At 62.9% G+C, this 24195-nt stretch carries 17 protein-coding genes and 3 pseudogenes; 16 read left to right on the forward strand and 4 right to left on the reverse strand.

Features of this window, described 5'->3' with window-relative positions; genetic code table 11:
* Window positions 1-15: 15 nt before the first annotated feature.
* Window positions 16-1809, reverse strand: a complete 1794-nt coding sequence (locus ETW23_RS06355; RefSeq protein ID WP_134829490.1) for a diguanylate cyclase — start codon at window positions 1807-1809, stop codon at window positions 16-18.
* A 225-nt stretch (window positions 1810-2034) separates the two neighbouring features.
* Here ETW23_RS06355 and ETW23_RS06360 point away from each other — a divergent pair, with 225 nt between their 5' ends.
* Window positions 2035-4416: an ATP-dependent helicase gene (locus ETW23_RS06360; protein WP_134829491.1), complete on the forward strand. Its 2382-nt coding sequence runs from the start codon at window positions 2035-2037 to the stop codon at window positions 4414-4416.
* Window positions 4417-4804: 388 nt separating this feature from the next.
* On the opposite strand, the gene ETW23_RS06365 is transcribed toward ETW23_RS06360, so the two are convergent.
* Window positions 4805-5014 (reverse strand): DUF1127 domain-containing protein, encoded by a 210-nt coding sequence (locus tag ETW23_RS06365; protein ID WP_129371489.1) that lies wholly within the window; start codon window positions 5012-5014, stop codon window positions 4805-4807.
* A gap of 363 nt (window positions 5015-5377) precedes the next feature.
* Here ETW23_RS06365 and ETW23_RS06370 point away from each other — a divergent pair, with 363 nt between their 5' ends.
* The 9 genes and pseudogenes from ETW23_RS06370 (at window position 5378) to murD (ending at window position 16798) form a co-directional block, all read left to right on the forward strand.
* A complete protein-coding gene (locus ETW23_RS06370) occupies window positions 5378-6442 on the forward strand; it encodes an Mrp/NBP35 family ATP-binding protein (protein WP_134829492.1) in 1065 nt (354 codons plus the stop codon).
* Window positions 6443-7282: 840 nt separating this feature from the next.
* On the forward strand, window positions 7283-7786 hold the full coding sequence (gene mraZ, locus ETW23_RS06375) for a division/cell wall cluster transcriptional repressor MraZ (RefSeq protein ID WP_205879944.1): 504 nt from the start codon (window positions 7283-7285) through the stop codon (window positions 7784-7786).
* Window positions 7787-7789: 3 nt separating this feature from the next.
* Window positions 7790-8782, forward strand: a complete 993-nt coding sequence (gene rsmH, locus ETW23_RS06380; RefSeq protein WP_129371486.1) for a 16S rRNA (cytosine(1402)-N(4))-methyltransferase RsmH — start codon at window positions 7790-7792, stop codon at window positions 8780-8782.
* Window positions 8779-9129 (forward strand): cell division protein FtsL, encoded by a 351-nt coding sequence (locus tag ETW23_RS06385; RefSeq protein ID WP_129371485.1) that lies wholly within the window; start codon window positions 8779-8781, stop codon window positions 9127-9129. Before rsmH ends, ETW23_RS06385 begins: the two co-directional genes overlap by 4 nt.
* Window positions 9126-10910: a penicillin-binding protein 2 gene (locus ETW23_RS06390; RefSeq protein ID WP_129371484.1), complete on the forward strand. Its 1785-nt coding sequence runs from the start codon at window positions 9126-9128 to the stop codon at window positions 10908-10910. Before ETW23_RS06385 ends, ETW23_RS06390 begins: the two co-directional genes overlap by 4 nt.
* Before the next feature lie 19 nt (window positions 10911-10929).
* A pseudogene (locus ETW23_RS06395) lies at window positions 10930-12416 on the forward strand (UDP-N-acetylmuramoyl-L-alanyl-D-glutamate--2,6-diaminopimelate ligase).
* Window positions 12413-13813, forward strand: coding sequence for a UDP-N-acetylmuramoyl-tripeptide--D-alanyl-D-alanine ligase (gene murF, locus ETW23_RS06400; protein ID WP_134829494.1), 1401 nt, complete (start codon window positions 12413-12415; stop codon window positions 13811-13813). The pseudogene ETW23_RS06395 and the gene murF overlap by 4 nt, the downstream one beginning before the upstream one ends.
* 21 nt (window positions 13814-13834) lie before the next feature.
* Complete coding sequence (gene mraY, locus ETW23_RS06405; protein WP_129371481.1) at window positions 13835-14917, forward strand: phospho-N-acetylmuramoyl-pentapeptide-transferase; 1083 nt, start codon at window positions 13835-13837, stop codon at window positions 14915-14917.
* A 483-nt stretch (window positions 14918-15400) separates the two neighbouring features.
* Window positions 15401-16798 carry a UDP-N-acetylmuramoyl-L-alanine--D-glutamate ligase gene (gene murD, locus ETW23_RS06410; RefSeq protein ID WP_134829495.1) on the forward strand — a complete coding sequence of 466 codons (1398 nt, stop codon included), beginning with the start codon at window positions 15401-15403 and terminating at the stop codon, window positions 16796-16798.
* A gap of 207 nt (window positions 16799-17005) precedes the next feature.
* Here the strand turns inward: murD and ETW23_RS06415 are convergent, their stop codons facing one another.
* Window positions 17006-17455, reverse strand: coding sequence for a MarR family winged helix-turn-helix transcriptional regulator (locus ETW23_RS06415; RefSeq protein ID WP_134829496.1), 450 nt, complete (start codon window positions 17453-17455; stop codon window positions 17006-17008).
* A gap of 5 nt (window positions 17456-17460) precedes the next feature.
* Window positions 17461-17754 carry a putative quinol monooxygenase gene (locus tag ETW23_RS06420; protein ID WP_129371478.1) on the reverse strand — a complete coding sequence of 98 codons (294 nt, stop codon included), beginning with the start codon at window positions 17752-17754 and terminating at the stop codon, window positions 17461-17463.
* 83 nt (window positions 17755-17837) lie between these two features.
* Between ETW23_RS06420 and ETW23_RS06425 the strand changes: the two genes are divergently transcribed.
* From ETW23_RS06425 to murC, 6 genes and pseudogenes are all read left to right on the forward strand, one after another.
* Entirely contained in the window at window positions 17838-18053 is a 216-nt protein-coding gene (locus tag ETW23_RS06425; RefSeq protein ID WP_134829497.1) for a transposase, read from the forward strand.
* A 61-nt stretch (window positions 18054-18114) separates the two neighbouring features.
* Window positions 18115-18321 carry an IS66 family transposase gene (locus ETW23_RS25775; RefSeq protein ID WP_247676840.1) on the forward strand — a complete coding sequence of 69 codons (207 nt, stop codon included), beginning with the start codon at window positions 18115-18117 and terminating at the stop codon, window positions 18319-18321.
* 334 nt (window positions 18322-18655) lie between these two features.
* Window positions 18656-19827: pseudogene (locus ETW23_RS06435) on the forward strand (NAD(P)/FAD-dependent oxidoreductase).
* 594 nt (window positions 19828-20421) lie between these two features.
* Window positions 20422-21587 (forward strand): annotated as a pseudogene (gene ftsW / locus ETW23_RS06440) (putative lipid II flippase FtsW).
* 23 nt (window positions 21588-21610) lie between these two features.
* Window positions 21611-22702 carry a UDP-N-acetylglucosamine--N-acetylmuramyl-(pentapeptide) pyrophosphoryl-undecaprenol N-acetylglucosamine transferase gene (locus tag ETW23_RS06445; protein WP_134829498.1) on the forward strand — a complete coding sequence of 364 codons (1092 nt, stop codon included), beginning with the start codon at window positions 21611-21613 and terminating at the stop codon, window positions 22700-22702.
* A 5-nt stretch (window positions 22703-22707) separates the two neighbouring features.
* Window positions 22708-24105 (forward strand): UDP-N-acetylmuramate--L-alanine ligase, encoded by a 1398-nt coding sequence (gene murC, locus ETW23_RS06450; protein WP_134829499.1) that lies wholly within the window; start codon window positions 22708-22710, stop codon window positions 24103-24105.
* Window positions 24106-24195: the final 90 nt, after the last annotated feature.

Genomic DNA, 24195 nt, shown 5'->3' on the forward strand with positions numbered 1-24195 from the left:
GTGCCGGGTCACGCCCTATGCAGCCGCGCCCTTGGCATCGTCCTGCGCGCCGCCGGTATCAGAACGGGCAGCCGGATTGCGGGGCACCGGTGCGGCGCTTTCGGCAACACAGACCTGGTTGCGGCCCTTTGCCTTGGCGTCATACAGCGCTTCATCCGAGGCGCGCAGCAGATCCTGCGGCATGGTGCCATGGGCCGGATAATGCGCAACACCCAGTGATATGGTGATCCGCGGCAGTGCCTTTTCGCCATAGCGCACAACAACGTCTTCCACGGCCTGGCGCACCATCTCGGCCTTGGTCATCACATCTTCCTGGCTGGCGCCCGGCACGATCAGCGTGAATTCCTCGCCGCCGGGGCGGCAGGCCACCTCGTCGCCGTCGCAGGCCTGTTCCAGCACCGACCCCACCGCGCGCAGCACCATGTCGCCGGCGTCATGGCCGTGGTTGTCGTTGAATTTCTTGAAGTGATCCACATCGATAGAAATAATGCTCAGCCGCTGGCCGCTGCTTTGGCTGGCATTGATGCTTTTGCGCAAGGTCTCCGTCATGTGGCGGCGGTTGAACAGCCCGGTGAGCGGATCGCGCACCGACTGGTCATGCAACTGGTCGCGCATCCGCACATTGGCAATCGCCATCGAGATCTGCTCGGCGCACATCTGGGCCAGCTTCTTGCTGCTGACGAATTCCGGGCATTCGTCCTTGATCGCCTGCAGGTGCATCAGGCCGACGGTCTCGCCATGGGCCAGGATCGGAAAGCAGTAATAGCGCCTGCCATCATGCGGCTCGGCGTGCTCGCAGACAAATTCAATCTCCGAAGATCCGAATTCATAGGTCCGGCCCCGGCGCAGGCCCCAGCATTCCTCGGGGTGGATGTGGTCCTTGTGGCTGCCGCCGTTCCAGCTGGCGCAGCCGTCCAGCACATCGCGCGAATTGGAGTAGACATAAACACTGCCCTCAGCGGTCGGCAGAATATGGGTCATAAAGCGGGCGACCATATCAAACAGCTCTTCCAAGGAACGGCTGGACTGCAGCCATTCATTCAGCTCCCCCAGCAGCTGAACTTCGCGCGCCAGCCGCAGCTGCTCGTCCAGAATGCCGCGCTCGGTCTCATTGCGCTGGCGCAGCTGATTCATGCTGAACCGGTTGGTTTTGAACACCACATAGACCGCAATGGTCATAGCCAGTAGTGCAATTGAGGTCAGCACGATCAGCGACAGCTGGGCGCGGCGGATGAAGGTCTGCCGCAGGTCGGTGATGTCGGTGTAAAAGTCGATGGCCCCGTCGAAATGCCCGTTATGCATCAAAGGCACATAGACCTGTGCAACTTCCCGTGTGATACTGCTGTCGTATCCGTTGCTTTGCAAAGGGAAGCCGTCCACCTCATACGCCGGCAGTGCGTTGTGCATGTAGTAAGACTCGCCGCGTGCAACCTGTGTGGAAAAAAACGCATTGGTTTCATATTCCCCGATCTCGTCGCTGCGCGAGGACCAGAAAATCTCACCTGCGGCTGTCAGCAGGCGGTAGCGGAAAACATCCGTCTCCTGTGGCAGCAGTGACAGCATGTGGGCATCATGAGGCTGGACGCTGCCCTCTTCAAAGGAGTCCTCGACATCGGCCAGGTGCAGGATAACCCGCTGCTGCCAATGCTGGGCTTGCTTGCGAATGTCGTCCTCCAGCATCCGGTCCACAATTGGAGCCGGTACTGCGAAAACGGCCCAGATAGACGCAGCCGTGGCCACGATCAGGACAAGGATCAGCGACATGCTGCGGATCTTTTCCGCAAGGCTGGATCTCAAATTATTTTTCATATTCCGGTGCCAAAAGTAGTTAGTATTAATGCGGTTGTGCGCTCCTGCGAGTGTAGGCGGGATTGATTGCGGTACCGTTAACCTGACATAAGCGTTAAGGAATTTTTCTGTGGCAGCATCCTTGGGCGGGGCTTGAAACGGGTCTGGCCGGGACCGACATCGACCCGTGAACAGACTGTGAACGTCCTCTTTCCGCCGCGCTTGAATCAGGCTAGGATCACCCGCATGAGCAGCTTTGACGAAATGGACGCCTTTGAAGGCGCATCATTGTCGGCCCGCGCCATGGGTGCGCGGCCGATGCCTTATCTGGACAGCCTTAACCCGGCGCAGCGCAAAGCGGTGGAGTGCCTGGATGGTCCCGTGCTGATGCTGGCGGGGGCCGGCACCGGCAAGACCAAGGCGCTGACGACGCGGATTGTGCATCTGCTCAGCACCGGCCGGGTGCGCCCGAACGAGATCCTGTCGGTCACCTTCACCAACAAGGCCGCCCGCGAGATGAAGGAACGGGTGGGCGGTATGCTGGGGCAGGCGGTCGAAGGCATGCCGTGGCTTGGCACCTTCCATTCGGTCTGCGTGAAACTGCTGCGCCGCCATGCCGAACTGGCGGGCCTGAAATCGAACTTCACCATTCTGGATACCGACGACCAGATCCGGTTGCTGAAACAGCTGATCAAGGCGGAAGGCATCGACGACAAGCGCTGGCCCGCGCGGATGCTGGCAAATATCATTGACGACTGGAAAAACCGGGCGCTGACACCGGACAAGGTGCCGGCCGGCGACGCCAGCGCCTACAACAACCGGGGCACGGAATTTTATGACCAATACCAGACCCGCCTGCGCGAGCTGAACGCCGTCGATTTCGGCGACCTGCTGCTGCACATGGTGACGATCTTCCAGAACCACCCGGACGTGCTGGAGCAATACCAGCGCTGGTTCCGCTACATAATGGTGGATGAATATCAGGATACCAACGTGGCGCAGTACCTGTGGCTGCGGCTGCTGGCGGGCAAGCATAAGAACGTCTGCTGCGTTGGCGACGACGACCAGTCGATCTATGGCTGGCGCGGCGCCGAAGTGGGCAACATCCTGCGGTTTGAAAAGGATTTTCCTGGTGCCATGGTGGTGCGGCTGGAACAGAACTACCGCTCCACCGGGCATATCCTCGCTGCCGCCTCAAACGTGATCCGCGGCAATCAGGGCCGCCTGGGCAAGGAACTGTGGACGGCTGCCGGCGACGGCGAAAAACTCCGCTTGATCGGCCATTGGGACGGCGAGGAAGAAGCCCGCTGGATCGGTGAAGAAATCGAGGCGCAGCAGCGCGGCACCCGCGGCCAGGCTCCGATTGGTCTGAACAGCATGGCTATTCTCGTGCGCGCCTCGCACCAAATGCGCGCGTTTGAGGACCGGTTTCTGACCATCGGCCTGCCATACCGTGTGATCGGCGGCCCGCGTTTCTATGAGCGGCTCGAAATCCGCGATGCGATGGGATATTTCCGCGTTGTGGTCTCCCCCGACGACGATCTGGCGTTTGAACGCATCGTCAACACGCCGAAACGCGGCCTTGGCGACAAGGCGCAGCAGACCATCCAGGGCCTCGCCCGTGAAAACGGTGTGTCCTTGGTCGAAGGGGCGCGGCTGGCGGTTGAGGGCGGGTATATCAAGGGCAAGGGCGGCGGCGCGCTGCGCCAGCTGGTCGAGGGCATTGCCCGCTGGGGCCGCATGGCCGGCGACGCCGACATCACCCATATGGAACTGGCCGAAATCATCCTGGATGAGAGCGGCTACACCACCATGTGGCAGAACGACAAAAACCCGGATTCACCCGGCCGTCTGGAAAACCTCAAGGAACTGGTGAAGGCGCTGGAAAACTTCGAGAACCTGCAGGGCTTCCTTGAACACGTCAGCCTGGTGATGGACAATGACAAGCAGGACGCCGACGAGAAGGTCTCGATCATGACCCTGCACGCCGCCAAGGGCTTGGAATTCCCCGCCGTGTTCCTGCCGGGCTGGGAGGATGGTCTGTTCCCCTCGCAGCGCTCAATGGATGAAAGCGGCCAGAAGGGGCTCGAGGAAGAACGCAGGCTGGCCTATGTGGGCATCACACGGGCCGAGCAGATCTGCACCATCTCCTTTGCCGGCAACCGGCGGGTATTCGGCCAATGGCAATCACAGCTGCCCTCGCGTTTCATCGACGAGCTGCCGGAGGAACACGTCGAAGTACTGACCCCGCCGGGCCTTTACGGCGGCGGCTATGGTGCTGCAGCGCCGGGTGGTACTATGGGCAGTACTATGGGCGGCGGGCAGGTGCGCTCCACCATCGATGAGAAAATGGCACAGGCCGATGGCTACAACTCACCGGGCTGGAAGCGGATGCAGGCCCGTGCAGGCGAGCGCGGGATGTCGCAGCCCAAGGAGAACAAGCATCAGGTGATCGACCTCACTGCCACGTCCAGCTTCACCCTGGGCGAACGCGTGTTCCACCAGAAATTCGGTTATGGGGCCATCACCGGTATCGAGGGCGACAAGCTGGAAGTGGACTTTGAGAAGGCAGGCATCAAGAAAGTGGTCGCCCGTTTCATCTCGGCCACCGACGACGTGCCTTTCTGATTAACCCCTTAACGCCGGATTGACCGGCGGATCGGATCGCGCAGCGATCCGATCCGGGCGTAGGCGCGGCGGGCAGCTTTGCTGCCCGCCGCGCCTACGCCGCGCCTTCCTTCCCGGTTTACGCAAAACGGACAGGGAAAGGCCTGGCTGCAAATGTTTGCGGCCTGCGGGTGGGGTGTTCGGGTGTTCAGAACGCAAAAACGGCGGTGCCCAGGGAGGAGGAGGGGCACCGCCGTTCTGTCAAACACCGGAATTCAGGGAGGAGGAGATCCCGGTGATCCAAGCCCGGCTGTTAACCGGCATAAGGTGCGGCGGCATCAGGGAGGAGGAGGATGCCACCGCCAAAGCCAGGCCCTTCAAGGGAGGAGGAGAAAAGGCCTGATCTCTATTAGTTGTTCTCGTAAGCGGCCTGATAGGCGACGCGCTGGATTTCGGACCGGTTCAGGCCCAGATCCGCCAGATCGCGTGCTGTCAGCGCCGACAGTTCATTGACGGTCTTGCGGTACAGCCGGTAGCGAACGAATTTCACCATCAGCGCATCCAGGAAGCCAACCGGGGATGCAATGTTCACCGCGGAGATCTGTTGTGCTGCTGCCATCGTTCTGTTCCTTCGTCTGACCGTATCGTCGTATCCGTCCGGCACCATCCCGGCGCCGCTTGAGGGGTAATTTAGGGATCTTGCGCAGAGTCGCAATCCCGTGCGTCGTCAATGCTGCTATGCAGCATTTGCATGGGTGACCCTAGGGTATGCCTTTGTAAAGGATCACTAAATTCAGCGTGCCGTTGCGCAGATGTATAATTTTCATGCGCGGGGCTGCAGTCCGCGCATGGCTGGCGGCGCGGTCTGTTGACGGATGCGGCCCTTGGCCCCGCAGCCGGGGCCGCGGCAATCACGCAACACGGGTTCCAAGGCGTATGGCGGACACATATATAGGGCCGGACAACACGCAGGAGAGCAGTCATGGCGGTCACTCAGGATCAGATTCGCGAAATACTGGAGCGGCTGGCCTTGCCGGACGGCGGCACGCTGGTGTCGCGCGATATGCTGCGCGCTTTGCGCATTGACGGCAGCAAGGTGAGCTTTGTGATCGAAGCGCCCAGCCCCGAGATCGCCAAGCTGATGGAGCCTTTGCGCAAGGCCGCCGAGGCCGCGGTGCTATCGCTGGACGGGGTTGAATCTGTCTCTGCCGCGCTCACCGCCCATGCCGCGCAGCAGCCCGCGCCTAGCCTCAAGGTCGGCGGCCACCCGAAACCGCAGGCCGGGCCGCTGAAACCCGCGGGCGTCCAGCGCATCCTGGCGATTGCTTCCGGCAAGGGCGGGGTGGGGAAATCCACCGTGTCGTCAAACCTTGCCGTGGCGCTGGCCAGGAAGGGCCGCAAGGTCGGGCTGCTGGACGCTGACATTTACGGCCCCTCCCAGCCGCGGATGATGGGCGCAACAGGCCGCCCTGCCAGCCCTGACGGCAAGATCATCGAACCGCTGCACGCCCATGGCGTCACCCTGATGTCGATCGGCTTTATGCTGGAGGAGGGCAAGGCGGTGGTCTGGCGCGGCCCGATGCTGATGGGGGCGCTGCAGCAGATGCTGGGACAGGTGAACTGGGGTGAGCTGGATGTGCTGCTCGTCGACCTGCCGCCCGGCACCGGCGATGTGCAGCTGACGCTTTGCACCAAAACAGAGCTGACCGGCGCCATCGTGGTTTCCACCCCGCAGGATGTGGCACTGCTGGATGCACGCAAGGCAATGGATATGTTCAAGACGCTGAAAACCCCGGTGCTGGGCCTGATCGAGAACATGTCCTTTTTCACCTGCCCCGATTGCGGCGGCGAGCATCACATTTTTGGCCATGGCGGTGTTGCGGCTGAGGCGGAGGCGCTTGGCCTGCCGCTACTGGGTGCCCTGCCGATTGACCTGGAAACCCGGCTGGCCGGCGACAGCGGCACACCCATCGCTGCGGGCGAGGGGCCAATGGCGCAGGCCTATGCGCGGATTGCCGAGGGTCTGATCGGCGGCGGCATGGCCTGACCCCCGGCAGGCTTCTGTCTCGTTCCCGATGCAATGTCCTGGATGGCCCGCCTGATTGGCGGGCCTTTTGCTGTTTGCTCCCTTTGATCGGGTGCAGGTGGGATTGCCCGCCCGGTTTGGGCTTCAGTGCGGCAGCCGGTCCCGCATCGGACCGCATGGGACCGGCGGGCGTGTATGGGGCAGCCGGGAATTCACGGGGCCTGCGGGAATTCATGGGCGCCATGGGAAATCATGGCCCGAATTGCCCCGCACCTCTCTTGAAGGTGCGAATCACGCGGTATTGAGGCGTTGATACCGGAGTATTCCGCCGCCTTCTTTGCGGACGGATGCGAACGTAAGGGGAATATCCGTAGCTGAAGCGAGTCTTCGTATCGAATCGCGGGAAACTATGGGAAAAAAATAAGAGGTGCAACTGGCCCCTATATATGGTGTTCACGATTGGTTAATGCACAACAAGTTTGCGATTTTGCCTCAATAAGGTCACGAATCTCTTGCGAATCCCTGTTGCTGTTGGCAGCCGTATCGATGATTTCTCGCAGAAAACAGTTGCAGGACCATCGTTTCCCATAGTATCCCTATTACATCGAATGAGACGAGGGACGGGGCGCCAAACGACCCCAAGCCAAACTAAAAGAGCAGGTTTCATACAGGCCTTCGCTTTCATCGAACCAAGAGATCCGGCGCGCGAGCGAGCAGACATCCCCCCAGGTGGCGTGCGCAGTCGGACATCCCGCATAGCGGGCCAAGGCGGCGGGTTGATCAGTGGCAGCAGATCAACCCGCCCCTTTTCATTCTGGGGATCGGAATTACGCGAGGGACGCGCGGAAAAGGAACGGTAAGTTGGGCCGCAGGTTCAGAGGCGAAAGCCACCACAAGGTGGACAGTAAGGGGCGGGTGTCAATTCCGGCCTCTTTCCGCCGTGTGCTGGAGGCCGCCGACCCCAACTGGAAATCCGGCGACAGCCCCGAACTGGTTATCGTTTACGGCGATCACCGCCGCCCGTTCCTGGAATGCTATACAATAGAAGCCATCGACGAGGTGGACGCCAAGATCGCCGCCCTGCCGCGCGGCTCCAAACCGCGCAAGATCCTGGAACGCATGTTCAACGGCCAATCCTTGCCGACCAACGTGGATGACACAGGCCGCCTTGTGCTGCCTGCCAAGCTGCGTCAGAAGATCGGCCTGGATGGCGAAGCTTTCTTTATTGCGTCCGGCGATACCTTCCAGATCTGGAACCCCGGGACCTATGAAGAGGTCGAAATGGCGGAAGCCGAGAAACTGATGGAAGACCTGCCCGAGGATTTCGATCCCCTGGAATTCCTAGATGGCGCCGGAGGCGTTTGACTCATGACCCAGGACCAAAACGCTGCCAATGGTCCCCACATTCCCGTCCTTCTGCGCCCGCTGCTGCAGGCCGTGGCTCCGGTCACGGGCCGCTGGCTGGATGGCACATTCGGTGCGGGCGGCTATACCCGCGGGCTGCTTGAGGCCGGCGCTGACGAAGTTACCGGGGTTGACCGCGACCCGCTGGCGTTTGAGATGGCCAAACCCTGGGCCGCGGATTACGGCGACCGCCTGATCCTGCAGCAGGGGGTGTTCTCCCGCATGGATGAATATGCGCAAGGTCTCGATGGTGTGGTGCTGGACCTTGGTGTCTCTTCTATGCAGCTGGACCTGGCCGAGCGCGGCTTCTCCTTTATGCGCGACGGGCCGCTGGACATGCGGATGTCGCAGTCGGGACCTTCAGCCGCCGATCTGATTGCCGAGCTGGATGAGGTGCAGATCGCTGACATCCTGTTCCACTACGGCGAAGAACGCGCCAGCCGCCGCATCGCCAAGGCGATTGTCCGTGAACGCACGATTGAACCGATCACCAGCACTTTGCGCCTCGCCAAGATCATTGAAAGCTGCCTGCCGCGCCCCAAGCCCAACCAGTCGCACCCGGCGACCCGCAGCTTTCAGGGCCTGCGCATCGCAGTAAACGCCGAGTATGACGAGCTGTTCGAGGGGATGCTGGCCGCCGAGCGCGCGCTGAAACCCGGCGGATTGCTGGCTGTGGTCACCTTTCACTCGGTCGAGGACCGGATGGTCAAACGCTTCTTTCAGCACCGCGCGGGCAAAACCGGCCGCGCCAACCGCTATGCGCCGGAGCAGGAAGATACGCCCAACCAGTTCGAACTGGTCACCCGCAAGGCCGTCGGCCCCGACGATCAGGAACTGGCGGAAAACCCCCGCTCCCGCTCCGCCCGCCTGCGGGTCGGACGCCGCACGGCTGCTGAACCCGGACCGATCTCGGCCAAGGAACTTGGAATGCCGCAGCTGAAAGAGGCGCGCAAATGAAGACCCTGCTGTATGCCGCAACCTGCCTGGCCGTCTTTGGCCTGGCCTTCTGGGCCTACCGCGAAAACTACGCCACCCAGCAGGTGCTGAAGGATACCCGCGCCCTGCAGGGCCAGATCGGTGCGGCGCAGGTGCGGCTTAGCGTGCTGCGCGCCGAATGGGCCTATCTCAACCGGCCGCAGCGGCTGCGCGAGCTGGCGGATATCAATTTCGACAGCCTTGGCCTGTTGCCGCTGCGCCCTGATCAGTTCGGCCGGGTGGATGAGGTTTCATATCCCGAACCCGAAGAGCTGGTGATCACCGAAGGCGTTGAGGTGTCGGGCCTGAACCTGAGGAGCCAGCCATGATCCGCACCCCGCTCCGCCCGCTGGCGCGGGTTCTTCATGCCCGCGCAACCGGCGAAAACCCGGATGTGATCGAAGAAGAAAACATCAGCCTGCGGCATCAGGAAATGCAGGTGCAGTCCCGTCAGCGCGCCGAGGGGCGGCTGCTGGTGCTGGGGCTGTTCTTTGTCTGTGCCTTTGGCGCCATCACTGCGCGCATGGGCATGACGGCGGTGTCGGAGCCGTCCGAGCCCGTCGCCAGCGTTGCCGGCAGCGTCATCGCCGCGCAGCGGGCCGACATTGTTGACCGCAACGGCAGCCTGCTGGCCACCAATTTCGAGACCCATTCCCTGTATGCCCAGCCGCCGCAGATGATTGATCCCATCGGCGCGGCAGAGCAGTTGGTGCAGATCTTCCCGGACCTTGAACTCGACCGTTTGATCCGGGATTTCACCGGCAAGCGTAAGTTTTTGTGGGTAAAGAAGAAAATCAGCCCCGAGCAGCTTCAGGCAGTGCATGACATCGGCGATCCCGGCCTGATGTTCGGCCCCCGCGAGATGCGTCTGTACCCCAATGGCAGCCTGGCTGCCCATGTGCTGGGCGGCGCCGGATTCGGCAAGGAGGGCGTCAACGCCGCCGAAGTGATCGGTGTGGCAGGCGTTGAACGCCAGTTCGACAGCTACCTGCGCAACCCGGCCAATGCGGGCAAGCCGCTGCAACTGTCGCTGGACCTCACCGTGCAGGCCGCAGCCGAGCAGGTGCTGTATGGCGGCATGAAGCTGATGAACGCCAAAGGCGCAACTTCGATCCTGATGGATGCCCATACCGGAGAGGTGATCTCGGTTGTGTCCTTCCCGGATTTCGATCCCAACGACCGTCCGCGCCCGCCGGCCTCGGGCTTTGATCCGTCGGTCAGCCCGCTGTTCAACCGCGCGGTGCAGGGGGTGTACGAGCTTGGCTCCACCTTCAAGATCTTCACTGCAGCGCAAGCGATGGAGCTGGGGCTGGTTGGCGCCGACACGGTGATCGACACCCGCGGCCCGTTGCGCTGGGGCCGCTTTGCGATCCGCGATTTCCGTAACTACGGCAACGAGTTGTCGGTGACCAAGATCATCGTCAAATCCTCCAACATCGGCACCGCACGGCTGGCGCAGCAGATCGGGGTGGAGCGGCAGAAGAGCTTCCTTGATACGCTGGGCATGCTGGAGCCGACCCCGTTTGAGATTTCCGAGGCCAAGGGCGGCAAGCCGCTGCTGCCGGCCAACTGGTCCGAACTGTCGGCGATGACCATTTCCTATGGCCACGGCATTTCCACCACGCCGATGCATCTGGCGGCGGGTTATGCGGCGATTGCCAATGGCGGGCGTTATGTGGCGCCGACGATTCTGAAACAGGCGGCACCGCAGCCAGGTGAACGGGTGCTGAGCGAAAGCACCGCCGCCGCCGCGCGCAAAATGTTGCGCAAGGTGGTCAGCGAAGGCACCGCGTCTTTTGCCGAGGTCGAGGGCTATCAGGTGGGCGGCAAGACCGGCACGGCTGACAAGCCCAAGCCGCAGGGCGGCTATTATGATGACAAGGTAATTGCCACTTTTGCCTCTATTTTTCCGGCACATGACCCGAAATACGTGCTGATCGTGACGCTGGACGAACCCTCTATCATTGCCCATGGCGAGGAGCGCCGCACCGCAGGCTGGACCGCGACCCCGGTTGCGGCTGAGATGATCGGCCGGGTCGCGCCGCTGTTGGGCCTGCGTCCGCAAGTTGAACCCGCAGAGGTGACTGGTATAACCCTCACCTCGAACTGAACCAGGGCAGAGGGCCGCCATGAGCAGCAGCAGACCAGACCAGCCGCTAAGCCAATTGGGGCTGACCGCCCGGGGCGGCGCCGACCCGCAGATCCGCGGCCTGGCGGTAGACAGCCGCGACGTGCGCGAGGGGTTCCTGTTTGCAGCCCTTCCGGGCAGCCAGGTGCATGGCGCGAAATTCATTCCTGCCGCGCTGGATAAGGGCGCCACCGCCATTCTGACCGATGCAGCGGGTGCGGGCATCGCCGCCAAACTGCTGGACGAAAGCCACGCAGCACTTGTGGTGGTCGAGGATCCGCGCCAGACGCTGGCTTATGCCGCCGCGCTGTGGTCCGGCGGCCAGCCGCAGACCGTGGTGGCGGTGACGGGCACCAATGGCAAGACCTCTGTAGCCACCTTTGTGCGCCAGATCTGGACTGAGCTGGGCCATGAGGCCGTCAATATGGGCACCACCGGAATTGAGGGCGCCTGGAGCCATCCGCTGGCCCATACCACGCCGGAGCCGGTCACCCTGCACCGCGCCCTGGCTGAGGCTGCCGCCGCAGGGGTGACTCATGCGGCGATGGAGGCGTCCTCGCACGGGCTGGACCAGCGCCGTCTGGACGGGGTGCAGCTGGCGGCGGCGGGGTTCACCAATTTCACCCAGGACCATCTGGATTATCACGAGACGTTTGAAGCCTATTTCAACGCCAAGGCGGGCCTGTTCCGCCGGGTGCTGCCGGACGAAGGCGTCGCCGTCATCAACCTGAACGACCCCCGCGGCGCTGAGATGCGCGCGGTGGCCGCTGCCCGCGGGCAGGAGGTGATTTCCGTGGGCCGCGGGCTTGGCGATCTGAACCTGATGGGGCTGCGCTATGACGGCACCGGCCAGGATGTGCGGTTCTCCTGGCATGATAAGCCGTATCAGGTGCGGCTGAACCTGATTGGCGGCTTTCAGGCGGAAAACGTGCTCTTGGCCTGCGGGCTGGTGATTGCCGGCGGCGAGGATCCGGAGCGGGTGTTTGAAACCCTGCCGCATCTGACCACCGTCCGGGGGCGGATGCAGCTGGCGGCGTCGCGTGACAATGGCTCAGCCGTGTTTGTTGACTACGCCCATACGCCCGATGCCGTAGCCAGCGCCATCAAGGCGTTGCGCCCGCATGTGCTGGGCCGGCTGATTGCCATCGTCGGCGCTGGCGGCGACCGCGACACCAGCAAGCGGCCGCTGATGGGGCAGGCGGCGCATCGGAACGCCGATGTGGTGATCGTGACGGATGACAACCCCGCAGCGAGGACCCGGCGGTGATCCGTGCCGCCGTCAAGGGCGGCGCGCCGGATTGTATTGAGGTCGGCGACCGCGCCGAGGCGATCCTGCGCGGCGCCGACATGCTGCAGGCGGGCGATGCGCTGATTGTCTGCGGCAAGGGGCATGAGACCGGCCAGACCGTGGGCGATCAGGTTCTGCCGTTTGACGATGTGGAGCAGGCCAGCATTGCTGCAGCCGCACTGGACGGGAGGCTGGCATGACGCTTTGGACCGCAACCGAGGCCGCTGCCGCCACCGGCGGGCAGGCGCAGGGCGATTGGGCTGTCTCCAGCCTGTCGATTGACACCCGCACCATCGAGGCGGGTGATATGTTCGTGGCCTTGAAGGCCGCGCGTGACGGTCATGATTTCGTGGCGCAGGCTTTGGCAAAGGGGGCGGGCGCTGCGCTGGTCTCGCGCATTCCAAAAGGGGTTCCCGCCGATGCGCCGCTGCTGATCGTGGACGACGTGCAGGCGGGGCTTGAGGCCCTTGGCCGGGCGTCCCGTGCCCGCACCGGGGCCAAGGTTGTTGCGGTGACCGGTTCGGTCGGCAAAACCTCGACCAAGGAAATGCTGGCGCGGATGCTGTCGGATCAGGGCCGCACCCATGCTGCTGTTGCCAGCTATAACAACCACTGGGGCGTGCCGCTGACGCTGGCGCGGATGCCGCGTGATACTGAATTTGCGGTGATTGAGATCGGTATGAACCATCCGGGTGAGATCGCGCCTTTGGCCAGGCAAGCCCGCCCGCATGTGGCGATGGTGACAGCGGTGGCCGCGGTGCATCTGGAGGCGTTTGAGAACGTTGAGGGCATCGCCCGTGAGAAGGCCGCGATCATGCAGGGGCTGGAGCCAGGCGGTGTTGCGGTGCTGAACGCGGATTTTGCCGAGGCCCATGTGCTGCGCGGCGCAGCGGAAGATCTGGACATCACTGCCCGCTGGTTCGGCGAAAGCGCCGGGGATTACCAATTGTTGTCAGCTGACAACAAAGGCGACGGGCTTGTTGCCCGTGCCACGGCGGGGGGCGGCGAGGTTGAGATGCATATCCAATCCCTTGGCGCACATTTTGCGATGAATGCGCTGGGGGCGCTGGCCTGTGTCGAGGCGCTGGGTGCGGATGTGGCGAAAGCTGTTGAAAGCCTGGCGCTGTGGTCGCCGGTCAAGGGCCGCGGCGTGCGGGAAACCATCCGGCTGGACAGCGGCGAGGTTACTTTGCTGGACGACAGCTACAACGCCAACCCGACCTCGATGGCGGCGGCGCTGGCGGTGCTGGCGGCAACACCCGGCGCGGGACGCCGGATTGCCTATCTTGGCGATATGGGAGAGCTGGGGGTGCAGGAAAAGGACCTGCATGCCGGGCTGGCTGCGCTGCAGGCCGTTGCGGGCATTGAGAAAATCCATTGCGTTGGGCCGTTGATGAAGTCGCTTTATGCGGCTCTGCCAGAGGCAAAACGCGGCGGCTGGCATGAAACCAGTGCTGAAGCCTTGCCAGGTTTGAAAGCCGCCATCAAAGGCGGCGACATCGTGCTGGCAAAAGGATCCAACAGCATGGGGCTGGCCAAGATCGTTGACGGCATCCGCGAAATGGGCCAATCCACCCCCACACAAGAAAACGTATAAAAGAACGAGGGAAGGGCCCAGATGCTCTATTGGCTGACCGCGTTGTCGGACGGAGGGGATTTTTTCAACCTCTTCCGCTATATTACATTCCGCGCTGGCGGCGCCTTTATGACCGCGCTGATCTTTGGCTTTTTGTTCGGCAAGCCGCTGATCAACGTGCTGCGCCGCAAGCAGGGCAAGGGCCAGCCGATCCGCGATGACGGGCCGGAGGGGCATTTTTCCAAGGCGGGCACACCCACGATGGGCGGGCTGCTGATTGTCGGCGCGCTGCTGTCGTCGACGCTGTTGTGGGCGCGGCTGGATAACCCCTTTGTCTGGATGGTGCTGCTGGTCACGCTGGCCTTTGCGCTGATCGGCTTTGCTGATGATTATGCCAAGGTTTCAAAACAGACCACGGCAGGTGTTTCGGGCAAGCTGCGGCTGGCCTTGGGGATTGCGATTGCGGCCCTGTGTTCGGTTCTGGCGGCGCGGTTCCACCCGGAGGCGTTGCAGAACCAGCTGGCGCTGCCGGTGTTCAAGGATACGCTGATCAATCTTGGCTTGTTCTATGTGCCGTTTTCGATCTGCGTCATTGTCGGCGCTGCCAATGCAGTGAACCTGACCGATGGGCTGGATGGCCTTGCGATCATGCCGGTGATGATTGCGGCCGGCACCCTGGGTGTCATTGCCTATGCGGTGGGGCGGGTCGACTTTACCGAATATCTGGACGTGCATTACGTGCCCGGCACCGGCGAGATCCTGATTTTCAGCGCGGCGCTGTTTGGCGCAGGCTTGGGCTTTCTGTGGTACAATGCGCCGCCGGCGGCTGTGTTCATGGGCGATACCGGCTCGCTGGCCCTGGGCGGTGCGCTGGGGGCCATTGCGGTTGCCACCAAGCACGAGCTGGTGCTGGCCATCGTCGGCGGGTTGTTTGTGGTCGAAGCGCTGTCGGTGATCATTCAGGTACTTTACTTCAAGCGCACCGGGCGCCGGGTGTTCCTGATGGCGCCGATCCATCACCACTATGAAAAGAAGGGCTGGGCCGAGCCGCAGATCGTGATCCGCTTCTGGATCATCTCGCTGATCCTGGCGATGATCGGGCTGGCGACGCTGAAAGTGCGCTGAGGCGCGCGGTTTTACCCGCCGCGCCGGGGTTTGCGGCGGGTGGTGAAGCTTTCCATTATTATGTGAACCGCGCGGGGCTTCAGGCTTGGCGCGGTTTTTCTTTTATAAGAAGGCGGCGCCGCCAAGGGGGGGCGGAGCACCGGATGGCCCTTGTCGGGGGCCATGTCTGTCTAGCGGCCTCTTGCGGATCCGCCCTGAACCCGATGAAGAAGTGGTTTGAGGGGGCCGGTCTCCTGGCCTTGTTGTTGCAACGGGGTAGAGGGTAGCTCGGTCGGGTGAAAATGCGGTGCGGGCTGCGTACGGTGGATGCGCAACGGGGGAATGCTCCCGCCAATTTCGGCAGGCTTTGCCTGCCTGCCAATTGTTGGGCGTGGCACGGGCCTGCGGCCCATGCCTGCTGCCTGTGCAGGGGCAGCGCTTGAAGCCCGGCTTGCACCTGTGCAATGTGCCGCGGAAGCAAATTCATCAAGATGAGGGCAGGCAATGATCCCGGTCAAAGGATATGAGGGCGCCAAGGTGGCGGTGCTGGGGCTGGGCCGTTCGGGGCTGGCGACGGCGCGTGCCTTGCGGGCAGGCGGGGCGGAGGCGGTCTGCTGGGATGACAATCCAAGCGCGCGGGAGACGGCGGAGGCGGAAGGCTTTGCCTGCTGCGACCTGCACAAACCCGGTGCCTTTGACGGGGTTGCGGCGTTGATCACTTCGCCCGGCATCCCGCATCTTTACCCCAAGCCGAACCCGGTGATCCGTGCGGCGATGGAGGCAGGGGTGCCGGTGGACAATGACATCGGCCTGTTCTTCCGCTCGTTTGCGGATGCCGAATGGCAGATGCATGATCAGCCGCCGCGGGTGGTGGCGGTAACAGGGTCAAACGGCAAATCAACCACGGTGGCGCTGCTGCATCACATCCTGCAGGAGGCGGGCCGCGAGAGCCAGCTGGCGGGCAATATCGGCCGCGGTGTGCTGGATATCGACGCGCCCGGCAATGGCGGCGTGGTGGTGCTGGAGCTGTCGAGCTATCAGACCGAGCTGGCCCGGGCGCTGACGCCGGATGTGGCGGTGTTCACCAATCTCAGTCCGGACCATCTGGACCGGCATGGCGGCATGGGCGGATACTTCGCCGCCAAGCGGCGGCTGTTTGCCGAGGGCGGGCCGGACCGCGCGGTGATTGGCATCGACGAGGATGAGGGGCTGTTTCTGGCGGGTCAGCTGTCGGAAGGGGCAGGCGATGACCGGGTGATCCGGGTGTCCGCCGCGCGCAAGCTTACGGGGGCGGGCTGGCAGGTTTTTGCCCGCAAGGGGTTCCTGTCGGAATACCGCAAGGGGCGGCAGGCGGCCTCGATTGATCTGCGGGAAATGACCGGGCTGCCGGGTGCGCACAACCACCAGAACGCCTGCGCGGCCTATGCGGCGGCGCGCACCCTGGGGCTGGCGCCGCGGCTGATCGGCGATGCGATGGCCACCTTCCCCGGTCTGCCGCACCGCAGCCAGACTGTCACTGAGGCCGGCGGTGTGCGGTTTGTTAATGACAGCAAGGCAACCAACGTGGACAGCGCGGCAAAGGCGCTGAGTGCGTTCAAGAACATCCGCTGGATCTGCGGCGGGTTGGAGAAGGATGGCGGGCTGGAGGCCTTGAAAGGGCGGGCTGGCAATGTGGTGAAAGCCTATGTCATCGGCCGCGAGGCGGCGGGATTTGCGCTGCAGCTGGATGTGCAGGCAGAAGTCTGTACCACTATGGCGGCGGCAGTGGAGCGGGCCATTCAGGACTCGCAGGATGGTGACACCGTGCTGCTGGCGCCGGCTGCGGCGAGTTTCGATCAGTATGACAATTTCGAACAGCGCGGTGAGGATTTCATCGCCGAAGTGAGGGCGCGGCTGGGGTAATGGGGGCTTCAGGTCTCACCTAAGCGGAAAATCCGCTTCAAACCCGCCTTCACCTGATCTTTGCCTGCCAGAGGTGCCGCACGCGCCCAAGAGAAATAGCGGTATCCGCCTGCGGCGGAACCTCCGCGATTTCTCTTGACCCCGCCCGTCACCCCCGGCTGTTCAAGCTCAAGCGAAGGCGGCTCCGAAGCGGAAAATCCTTGAGGGTCAGCTGTTGGCAGTGGACGGCTTGGCCATCTCCTCTGACAGGAGTTTGAAATAGCCGGGAAGGGCGTCTTGCAGCCGCTGATGGCCGTCGGGTGTCAGCGCGGCTGCTTTGGAGCGCCCGTCGGATGGGTTGTTCGAAAGGGTTATCAGCCCGTCTTTCTGCAGCGATTGCAGGGTGCGGGTCATCACCGGTTTTGACACGTCGATCCGTTGGGCGATCTCATTCGGGGCCAGCGAGGTGCGGTCCGGTTCGCGGTCGATCACGATCAGCACCAGGAACCGCAGCTGTGACAGCCCGTGGAGGGCAAAATAGGCGTCGAGGCTGCGGATCAGCAGGCTGGCGCGGCGCATCATCAAAAGCGCGCTGGTGATATGGTCCGGGTCGGCGCCGTAGGCCTTGGCGTAGGTGCCGACCATCTGCTGAGACGGCAGGTCCTTGAGGAAAAACATGAGGCTCAGGCCAGCGGGGTCATCTTGTGGATTTCCACCGGTGCTGCAAGCCAAGCCTCGTATTTGGCGAAGACCGGCGTGATGTAGTCCGCCGCGTAATGCGCCGCCAGGGCGTCGTCGCTGGCCCATTCTTCGTCGAGATAAAAGCAATCGCCATCGCGGCCTTCGGCCAGCAGAAACTTCAGGCAGCCGGGTTCGGCGCGGGTCGGTTCCAGAATATCCAGCAGGCTTTGGCGCACATCCTGCATGTGTTCCGGTTTCGGAGTGATCCTGGCGACCAGTTGGAAGGGGGCGGTCATGGTGTTTCTCCATTTATATTACCATGATAATTATATGAATGGCGCCGGGCGCAGTGTCAAGGTGGCTTCAGGTGCGGGCTGCGATGGCGGATACGCTTGAGCCGGGCGCGACAGTAAATGGCGTTGCGGCACGGTACGGAGTCGTAGCGAACCAGCTGACGGCCTGGCGCCGGCTGGCGAAACAGGGGAGGTTGGTATTGCCAGCGGCGGAGCTGGACGAACCGGTTTTCGCCCCGCAGGGGTCTGCGATGCGCCGGAGGTGCCACCGGAACCAGACCTTACCGCATCAGAAAAAGTGATCCGGATCGTCTCGGGCGCTGTCAGGATCAAGCTGGCGCCCGGCACTCCCGCACCCCGCCGCTGACCGCCGGGTTTGGAGAATGGCTGCAAAGCCAGCGCCGCCGGATCTCCTCAAAGTCACGTCTGGGAGAAAGGCCGGCCTGCATCCACCGGCAGAAGGACGGTCTGCAGACCTTTCTGCACGACGGCCGTATCGGGATCGGCTCCAATGCCCCTCTTGGCAGATTGCTGCGCAATTGCCTGCCGGGCTGTGGTGCGAGAATCTGATCCGTTCGATCGCTCTGACGAGGAAGAATGCACTTTTTGCCGGTCACGGCGAAAGCAGCCGCGCCTGGGGCCGCATTGCGTCGCTCCTCGCCATGGTAAAGATCAACGGCGTCGCGCCGTTCGCCTGCTTCAAGGCCGCCCTTGACGCCATCCCGGCCATTCCAATCCGCAAGAACGGGCGGGCGTGGAAAGACGACTAACCTGTCCGTTTTCGAATGCCTGAGAGCTGACACGGTCGAGGAAGCAGATTTCCTGCTTCTCCGTTGTGTCTGGAGCGAGGCGCATGATGCGATTGTCCCTTTTCTCCTCTGTCCGGGAGACGTAGAGGACGTGCATGGAATATGACGTAATTGTGCTTGGTGCCGGTGCTGCCGGACTGATGGCAGCCGCGATTGCCGGACAGGCGGGTGCGCGCGTGCTCCTGCTGGATCATGCAGACAAGGCAGGAAAGAAGATACTGATTTCAGGTGGAGGCCGGTGCAACTTCACCAATATGAGGACCGGGCCGGAATGTTTTTTGTCCGAGAACCCGCATTTCTCCAAGTCCGCTCTCGCACGGTATACCCAGTGGGATTTCCTCGCGCTGGTCGAACGCTACGGCATCGCCTGGCACGAGAAGACCTTGGGACAGCTCTTCTGCGACGGTTCTGCCCGGCAGATTGTAGCGATGCTTCTCGAAGAGTGTGCCCGTGGCGGCGTTGATATCCGCCTCTCGACGCAGATCGGCGAGATCGGCCATGGCGACGGGCTTTTCCGCGTTGCTGGGGCGACAGCAGCAAAACTGGTCATCGCCACCGGCGGCCCGTCTATTCCGAAGATGGGGGCTACCGGCATCGCCTATCAGATCGCGCAACGCTTCGGCCTGACGGTGGTGCCGCCGAGACCCGCGCTGGTGCCGTTGACACTGGGTCCGGACGCGCAGGCGTTCCGGGACATTTCCGGCGTTTCCAGCCCGATCACGGCGCGGGTCGGAACGGCCAGTTTCACCGAAGCGGGGCTGTTTACGCACCGGGGGCTATCGGGGCCTGCTATCTTGCAGGTGTCCTCCTATTGGACGCCCGGCAAACCCGTTGTCCTGACACTTGTCGACAATGCCTTGGAGGTGTTGCGCGAGGCTCGGCGGCGGGCCCCCGCACGCGGCTGAGATCCGCATTGAGCGAGCATCTTCCGAACCGCCTGGCCGAGGTGTTGTCAGCGCGTATCGGATTGGCAAAGGAACTGGGAAACAGTTCCGATGCAGACCTTGAGCGTGCCGCTGGCTACCTGTCGCAGCTGACATTCCATCCCACTGGCACCGAGGGTTTTGCGAAGGCAGAGGTGACGGTCGGAGGAGTTTCCACCGAGGCGCTGTCCTCGCGCACAATGGAAGCGAAGAACTTGCCCGGTCTTTATGTCATCGGCGAGGCTGTCGATGTCACCGGCTGGCTTGGCGGCTATAATTTTCAATGGGCGTGGTCTTCGGGCTGGGCAGCGGGAACAGCGATTGCTGAGCAGCGTGAGGGCTGATTGCTGTAACCGCGGTCATGCGGCCGCAACGCGGTTTCGCTGGTGCAGGGTGCTGAATGGTCATGGCAAAACCCTCTGTCAACCAAGGTGAGATTACCTCAGCCAACAGCACAAACCCGAAGTTGAAAACTGCGAAACTATTCCCGGTTCCGCGCGCATGCCAGCCACAGGCGCCCATACTGCTGAGCGGCATCGTGCATGGGCTTAGACTGCCAGTTCACCGGATCGGGCACCCGCAGCCGATCTAAGATAGGTCAGCTTTTGCTGCGTCGGGCACGAACTCATGCGCAGCGCGGGGCCTTCCGGACATTTGCCGCGGCTGCAGCCCGTGCCGGACCGCTGGCCGGAGCAAAGCCGTGATTTTCCGGCTCTTGAATGGCTTTCTGCCTGGCAACTGTATAGTTCAGACGGCGGGTTCCCGCGGAGCGTCGGCATCCGCTGGCAGCTTCCTGCCTGTCAAGATGGGCGGTCGGCGGGGCGGTGGTTTTCCGCCGAACTGTGTTCTTTTTCTGGCGCCGCGGCTCACGTTTCGTTACAGTTTCTGTGAGACCCCGAAAAATGGGGCGGAACGAGGCATATAGTGGCGGTATTCCCATGACTGAGATGGTCTATGGCGCGGTTCCCGTGCAGGCAGGTGAGCCGATTCTTCCGAAATGGTGGCGGACGCTGGATAAATGGACAATGTCCTGCATCCTGATGCTGTTCGTGATCGGATTGCTGCTGGGGCTGGCGGCCTCGGTGCCGCTGGCGGAGCGCAACGGGTTCGGCAATTTCCACTATGTGCAGCGGCAGGCGGTTTTTGGCCTGACGGCGCTGACGGCGATGCTGGTGACATCCGTGATGTCGCCGACGCTGGTGCGGCGGCTGGCGGTGCTGGGCTTTGCGCTGGCCTTTGTCGCCTTGGCTTTCCTGCCGATTTTCGGCACCGATTTTGGCAAGGGGGCGGTGCGCTGGTACTCATTGGGCTTTGCCTCCCTGCAGCCGTCGGAGTTCCTGAAGCCCGGCTTTATTGTGGTTGCGGCCTGGATGATTGCCGCCAGCCAGCAGATCAACGGGCCACCCGGCACGCTGATGTCCTTCGCGCTGTGCATGATGGTAGTTATGATGCTGGTTTTGCAGCCGGATTTCGGCCAGGCTAGCCTGATCCTGTTCGGCTGGGGGTGATGTATTTTGTGGCTGGGGCGCCGATGCTGCTGCTGGTGTGCATGGCCGCCGTGGTGGTGATGGGCGGTGTCTTTGCCTATAACAGCTCGGAGCATTTTGCCCGCCGCATTGATGGGTTTTTGAACCCTGATGTCGATCCCACCACCCAGCTGGGTTATGCCACCAATGCGATCCGCGAGGGCGGTCTTTTTGGTGTCGGCGTTGGCGAGGGGCAGGTGAAATGGTCGCTGCCCGATGCCCATACCGATTTCATCGTTGCCGTCGCAGCCGAGGAATACGGGCTGGTGCTGGTGGCGGTTCTGATCGTGCTTTACGCCTCGATCGTGGTGCGTTCGCTGTTCCGGCTGATGCGCGAGCGCGATATATTCATCCGTCTCGCGGGCACCGGACTGGTCTGCATGTTCGGCGTGCAGGCGATGATCAACATGGGGGTTGCGGTGCGGCTCTTGCCCGCGAAAGGCATGACTTTGCCGTTTGTCAGCTATGGCGGATCCTCGCTGATTGCCACCGGGATTGCGGTGGGTATGCTCTTGGCCTTTACCCGCACGCGTCCGCAGGGCGGGATTGCGGATTACCTGAACGGCCGCGGCCGCTGAGAGATGTGAAAGAGACCCCTGGGATGGCACAGAAATTGCTTTTGATGGCCGCTGGCGGAACCGGCGGTCATATGTTTCCGGCACAGGCGCTGGCCGAGATGATGCTGGCGCGCGGCTGGCGGGTGAAACTGTCGACCGACGCGCGGGGCGCGCGTTACACCGCGTCGTTTCCAAGCGCGGTTGAGATTTCGCAAGTGGCCTCGGCCACCTTTGCCCGCGGCGGGCTGCTGGCCAGGGCGCTGGCGGGTCCGAAGATTGCAGGCGGTGTGTTGTCGATGATGATGCAGCTGCGGCGCGAACGCCCCGATGCCGTCATCGGTTTTGGCGGCTACCCGTCGATCCCGGCCTTGGGGGCGGCAACGCTGCTGAAGCTGCCGCGGATGATCCATGAACAGAACGGTGTGCTGGGCCGGGTGAACCAGATCTTTGCTAAACGGGTCGCAGGGGTTGCCTGCGGCACCTGGCCAACCGTGCTGCCCGAAGGTGTTGCGCATGAGCACGTTGGCAACCCGGTGCGCAGCGCGGTAATGGAACGGGCAGGGGCTGCCTATATTCCGCCGGGCGACTATCCGATGTCGCTCTTGGTGATGGGCGGCAGCCAGGGTGCGCGGATCCTGTCCGACGTGGTGCCCGGGGCTGTAGCTGCTCTGCCGGATCAAATCCGCCGCTATCTGCGGGTGTCGCATCAGGCACGGGCAGAGGATTTGGACCGGGTCAATGCGTTCTATGCCGAACACGGCATCAACGCCGATGTGCAGACCTTCTTTACCGACGTGCCTGCGCGGATGTCGGAGGCGCAGCTGGTGATCTCGCGCTCGGGCGCCTCGTCGGTGGCCGATATCTCGATTATCGGGCGGCCCTCGGTCCTGATCCCCTTTGCCGCTGCGGCGGGCGATCACCAAAGCGCCAATGCCCGTGGGCTGGTTGACGCCAATGCCACGGTGGTGATCCCGGAAAGTGCTCTTGATATCCCGGTGCTGGCAGAGCATATGGGCGCAATTCTGAGTAACCCGCGGGCTGCCACGCAAATGTCGGCAGCCGCACTGAGCGCCGGGGTTCCCGATGCCACCGAACGATTGGCGGCACTGGTCGAGCAGCTGGCCGAAGAAGGATAACTGTCATGAACCCTGCAACCAAACTGCCCGGAGACGTCGGCCCGATCCATTTTGTGGGGATCGGCGGCATTGGCATGTCGGGCATCGCCGAGGTGCTGCTGAACCTTGGCTATATGGTGCAGGGGTCGGACCTGAAATCTTCCAAGATTACCGGCCGGCTGGAAGAGCTGGGCGCGCGGGTGTTTGTGGGCCAGAAGGCGGAAAATCTGGAGAACGCCGCGGTTGTGGTGATCTCTTCCGCCATCAAGCCGGGCAATCCGGAGCTGGACGAGGCTCGCCTGCGCGGCCTGCCGGTGGTGCGCCGCGCCGATATGCTGGCGGAGCTGATGCGGCTCAAGTCCAACATCGCCATTGCCGGCACTCACGGCAAGACCACCACCACCACTATGATGGCCGAACTGATGGTGGCCGGCGGCTTTGACCCGACCATCGTCAACGGCGGCATCATTCACGCCTATGGCTCCAACGCGCGGATGGGGCAGGGCGAATGGATGGTGGTCGAGGCGGACGAGAGCGACGGCTCGTTCAACCGGCTGCCTGCGACCATCGCCGTGGTGACCAATATCGACCCCGAGCATATGGAGCATTGGGGCGACTTTGACACTTTGCGCGACGGGTTCCTGGAGTTTGTCTCAAACATTCCGTTCTACGGTATCGCCGTTTGCTGCACTGACCATCCCGAGGTGCAGGCGCTGATCGGGCGGATTTCCGACCGCCGGGTTGTGACCTATGGTTTCAACGCCCAGGCCGATGTGCGGGCCGAGAACCTGACCTACAAGGGCGGTGTGGCGCATTTTGACGTGCATCTGCAGGCCGAAGACCGGGTGATCGAGGGCTGCACCCTGCCGATGCCGGGGGACCACAATGTCTCCAACGCGCTGTCTGCTGTGGCGGTGGCCCGGCATCTGGGTATGAACAGTTCCGAGATCCGTGAGGCCCTGGCGGCCTTTGGCGGTGTGAACCGGCGTTTCACCAAGGTGGGCGAGGTGAACGGCGTCACCATCATCGACGACTACGGCCATCACCCGGTGGAGATCGCCGCGGTGCTGAAGGCGGCGCGCCAGGCCAGCGAGGGCCGGGTGATCGCAGTGCATCAGCCGCACCGCTATTCGCGCCTGTCGAGCCTGTTCGACGATTTCTGCGCCTGTTTCAACGAGGCGGATGTGGTGGCGATTGCCGAGGTGTTCGCAGCAGGCGAAGACCCGATCGAGGGTGCCGGCCGCGATGATCTGGTTGCCGGGCTGATCCGCCACGGCCACCGCCACGCCCGCGCCATCCTCAACGAAGAAGATCTGGAGCGCCTGGTGCGCGAACAGGCGCGGCCCGGCGACATGGTTGTCTGCCTGGGGGCGGGTACGATCAGCACCTGGGCCAACGGCCTGCCGGAACGGCTGGGCAAATGAGTGTTGCAGGTGCAGCCGGGGCTCTGCCCCCGCCGCCTGTGGCGGCGCCCCCGGGATATTTTTGGCAAGAGGAAAAGGCGGGACGGGGAG

The sequence above is a fragment of the Leisingera sp. NJS201 genome (assembly GCF_004535885.1).
In the GTDB taxonomy this organism is placed as follows: domain Bacteria; phylum Pseudomonadota; class Alphaproteobacteria; order Rhodobacterales; family Rhodobacteraceae; genus Leisingera.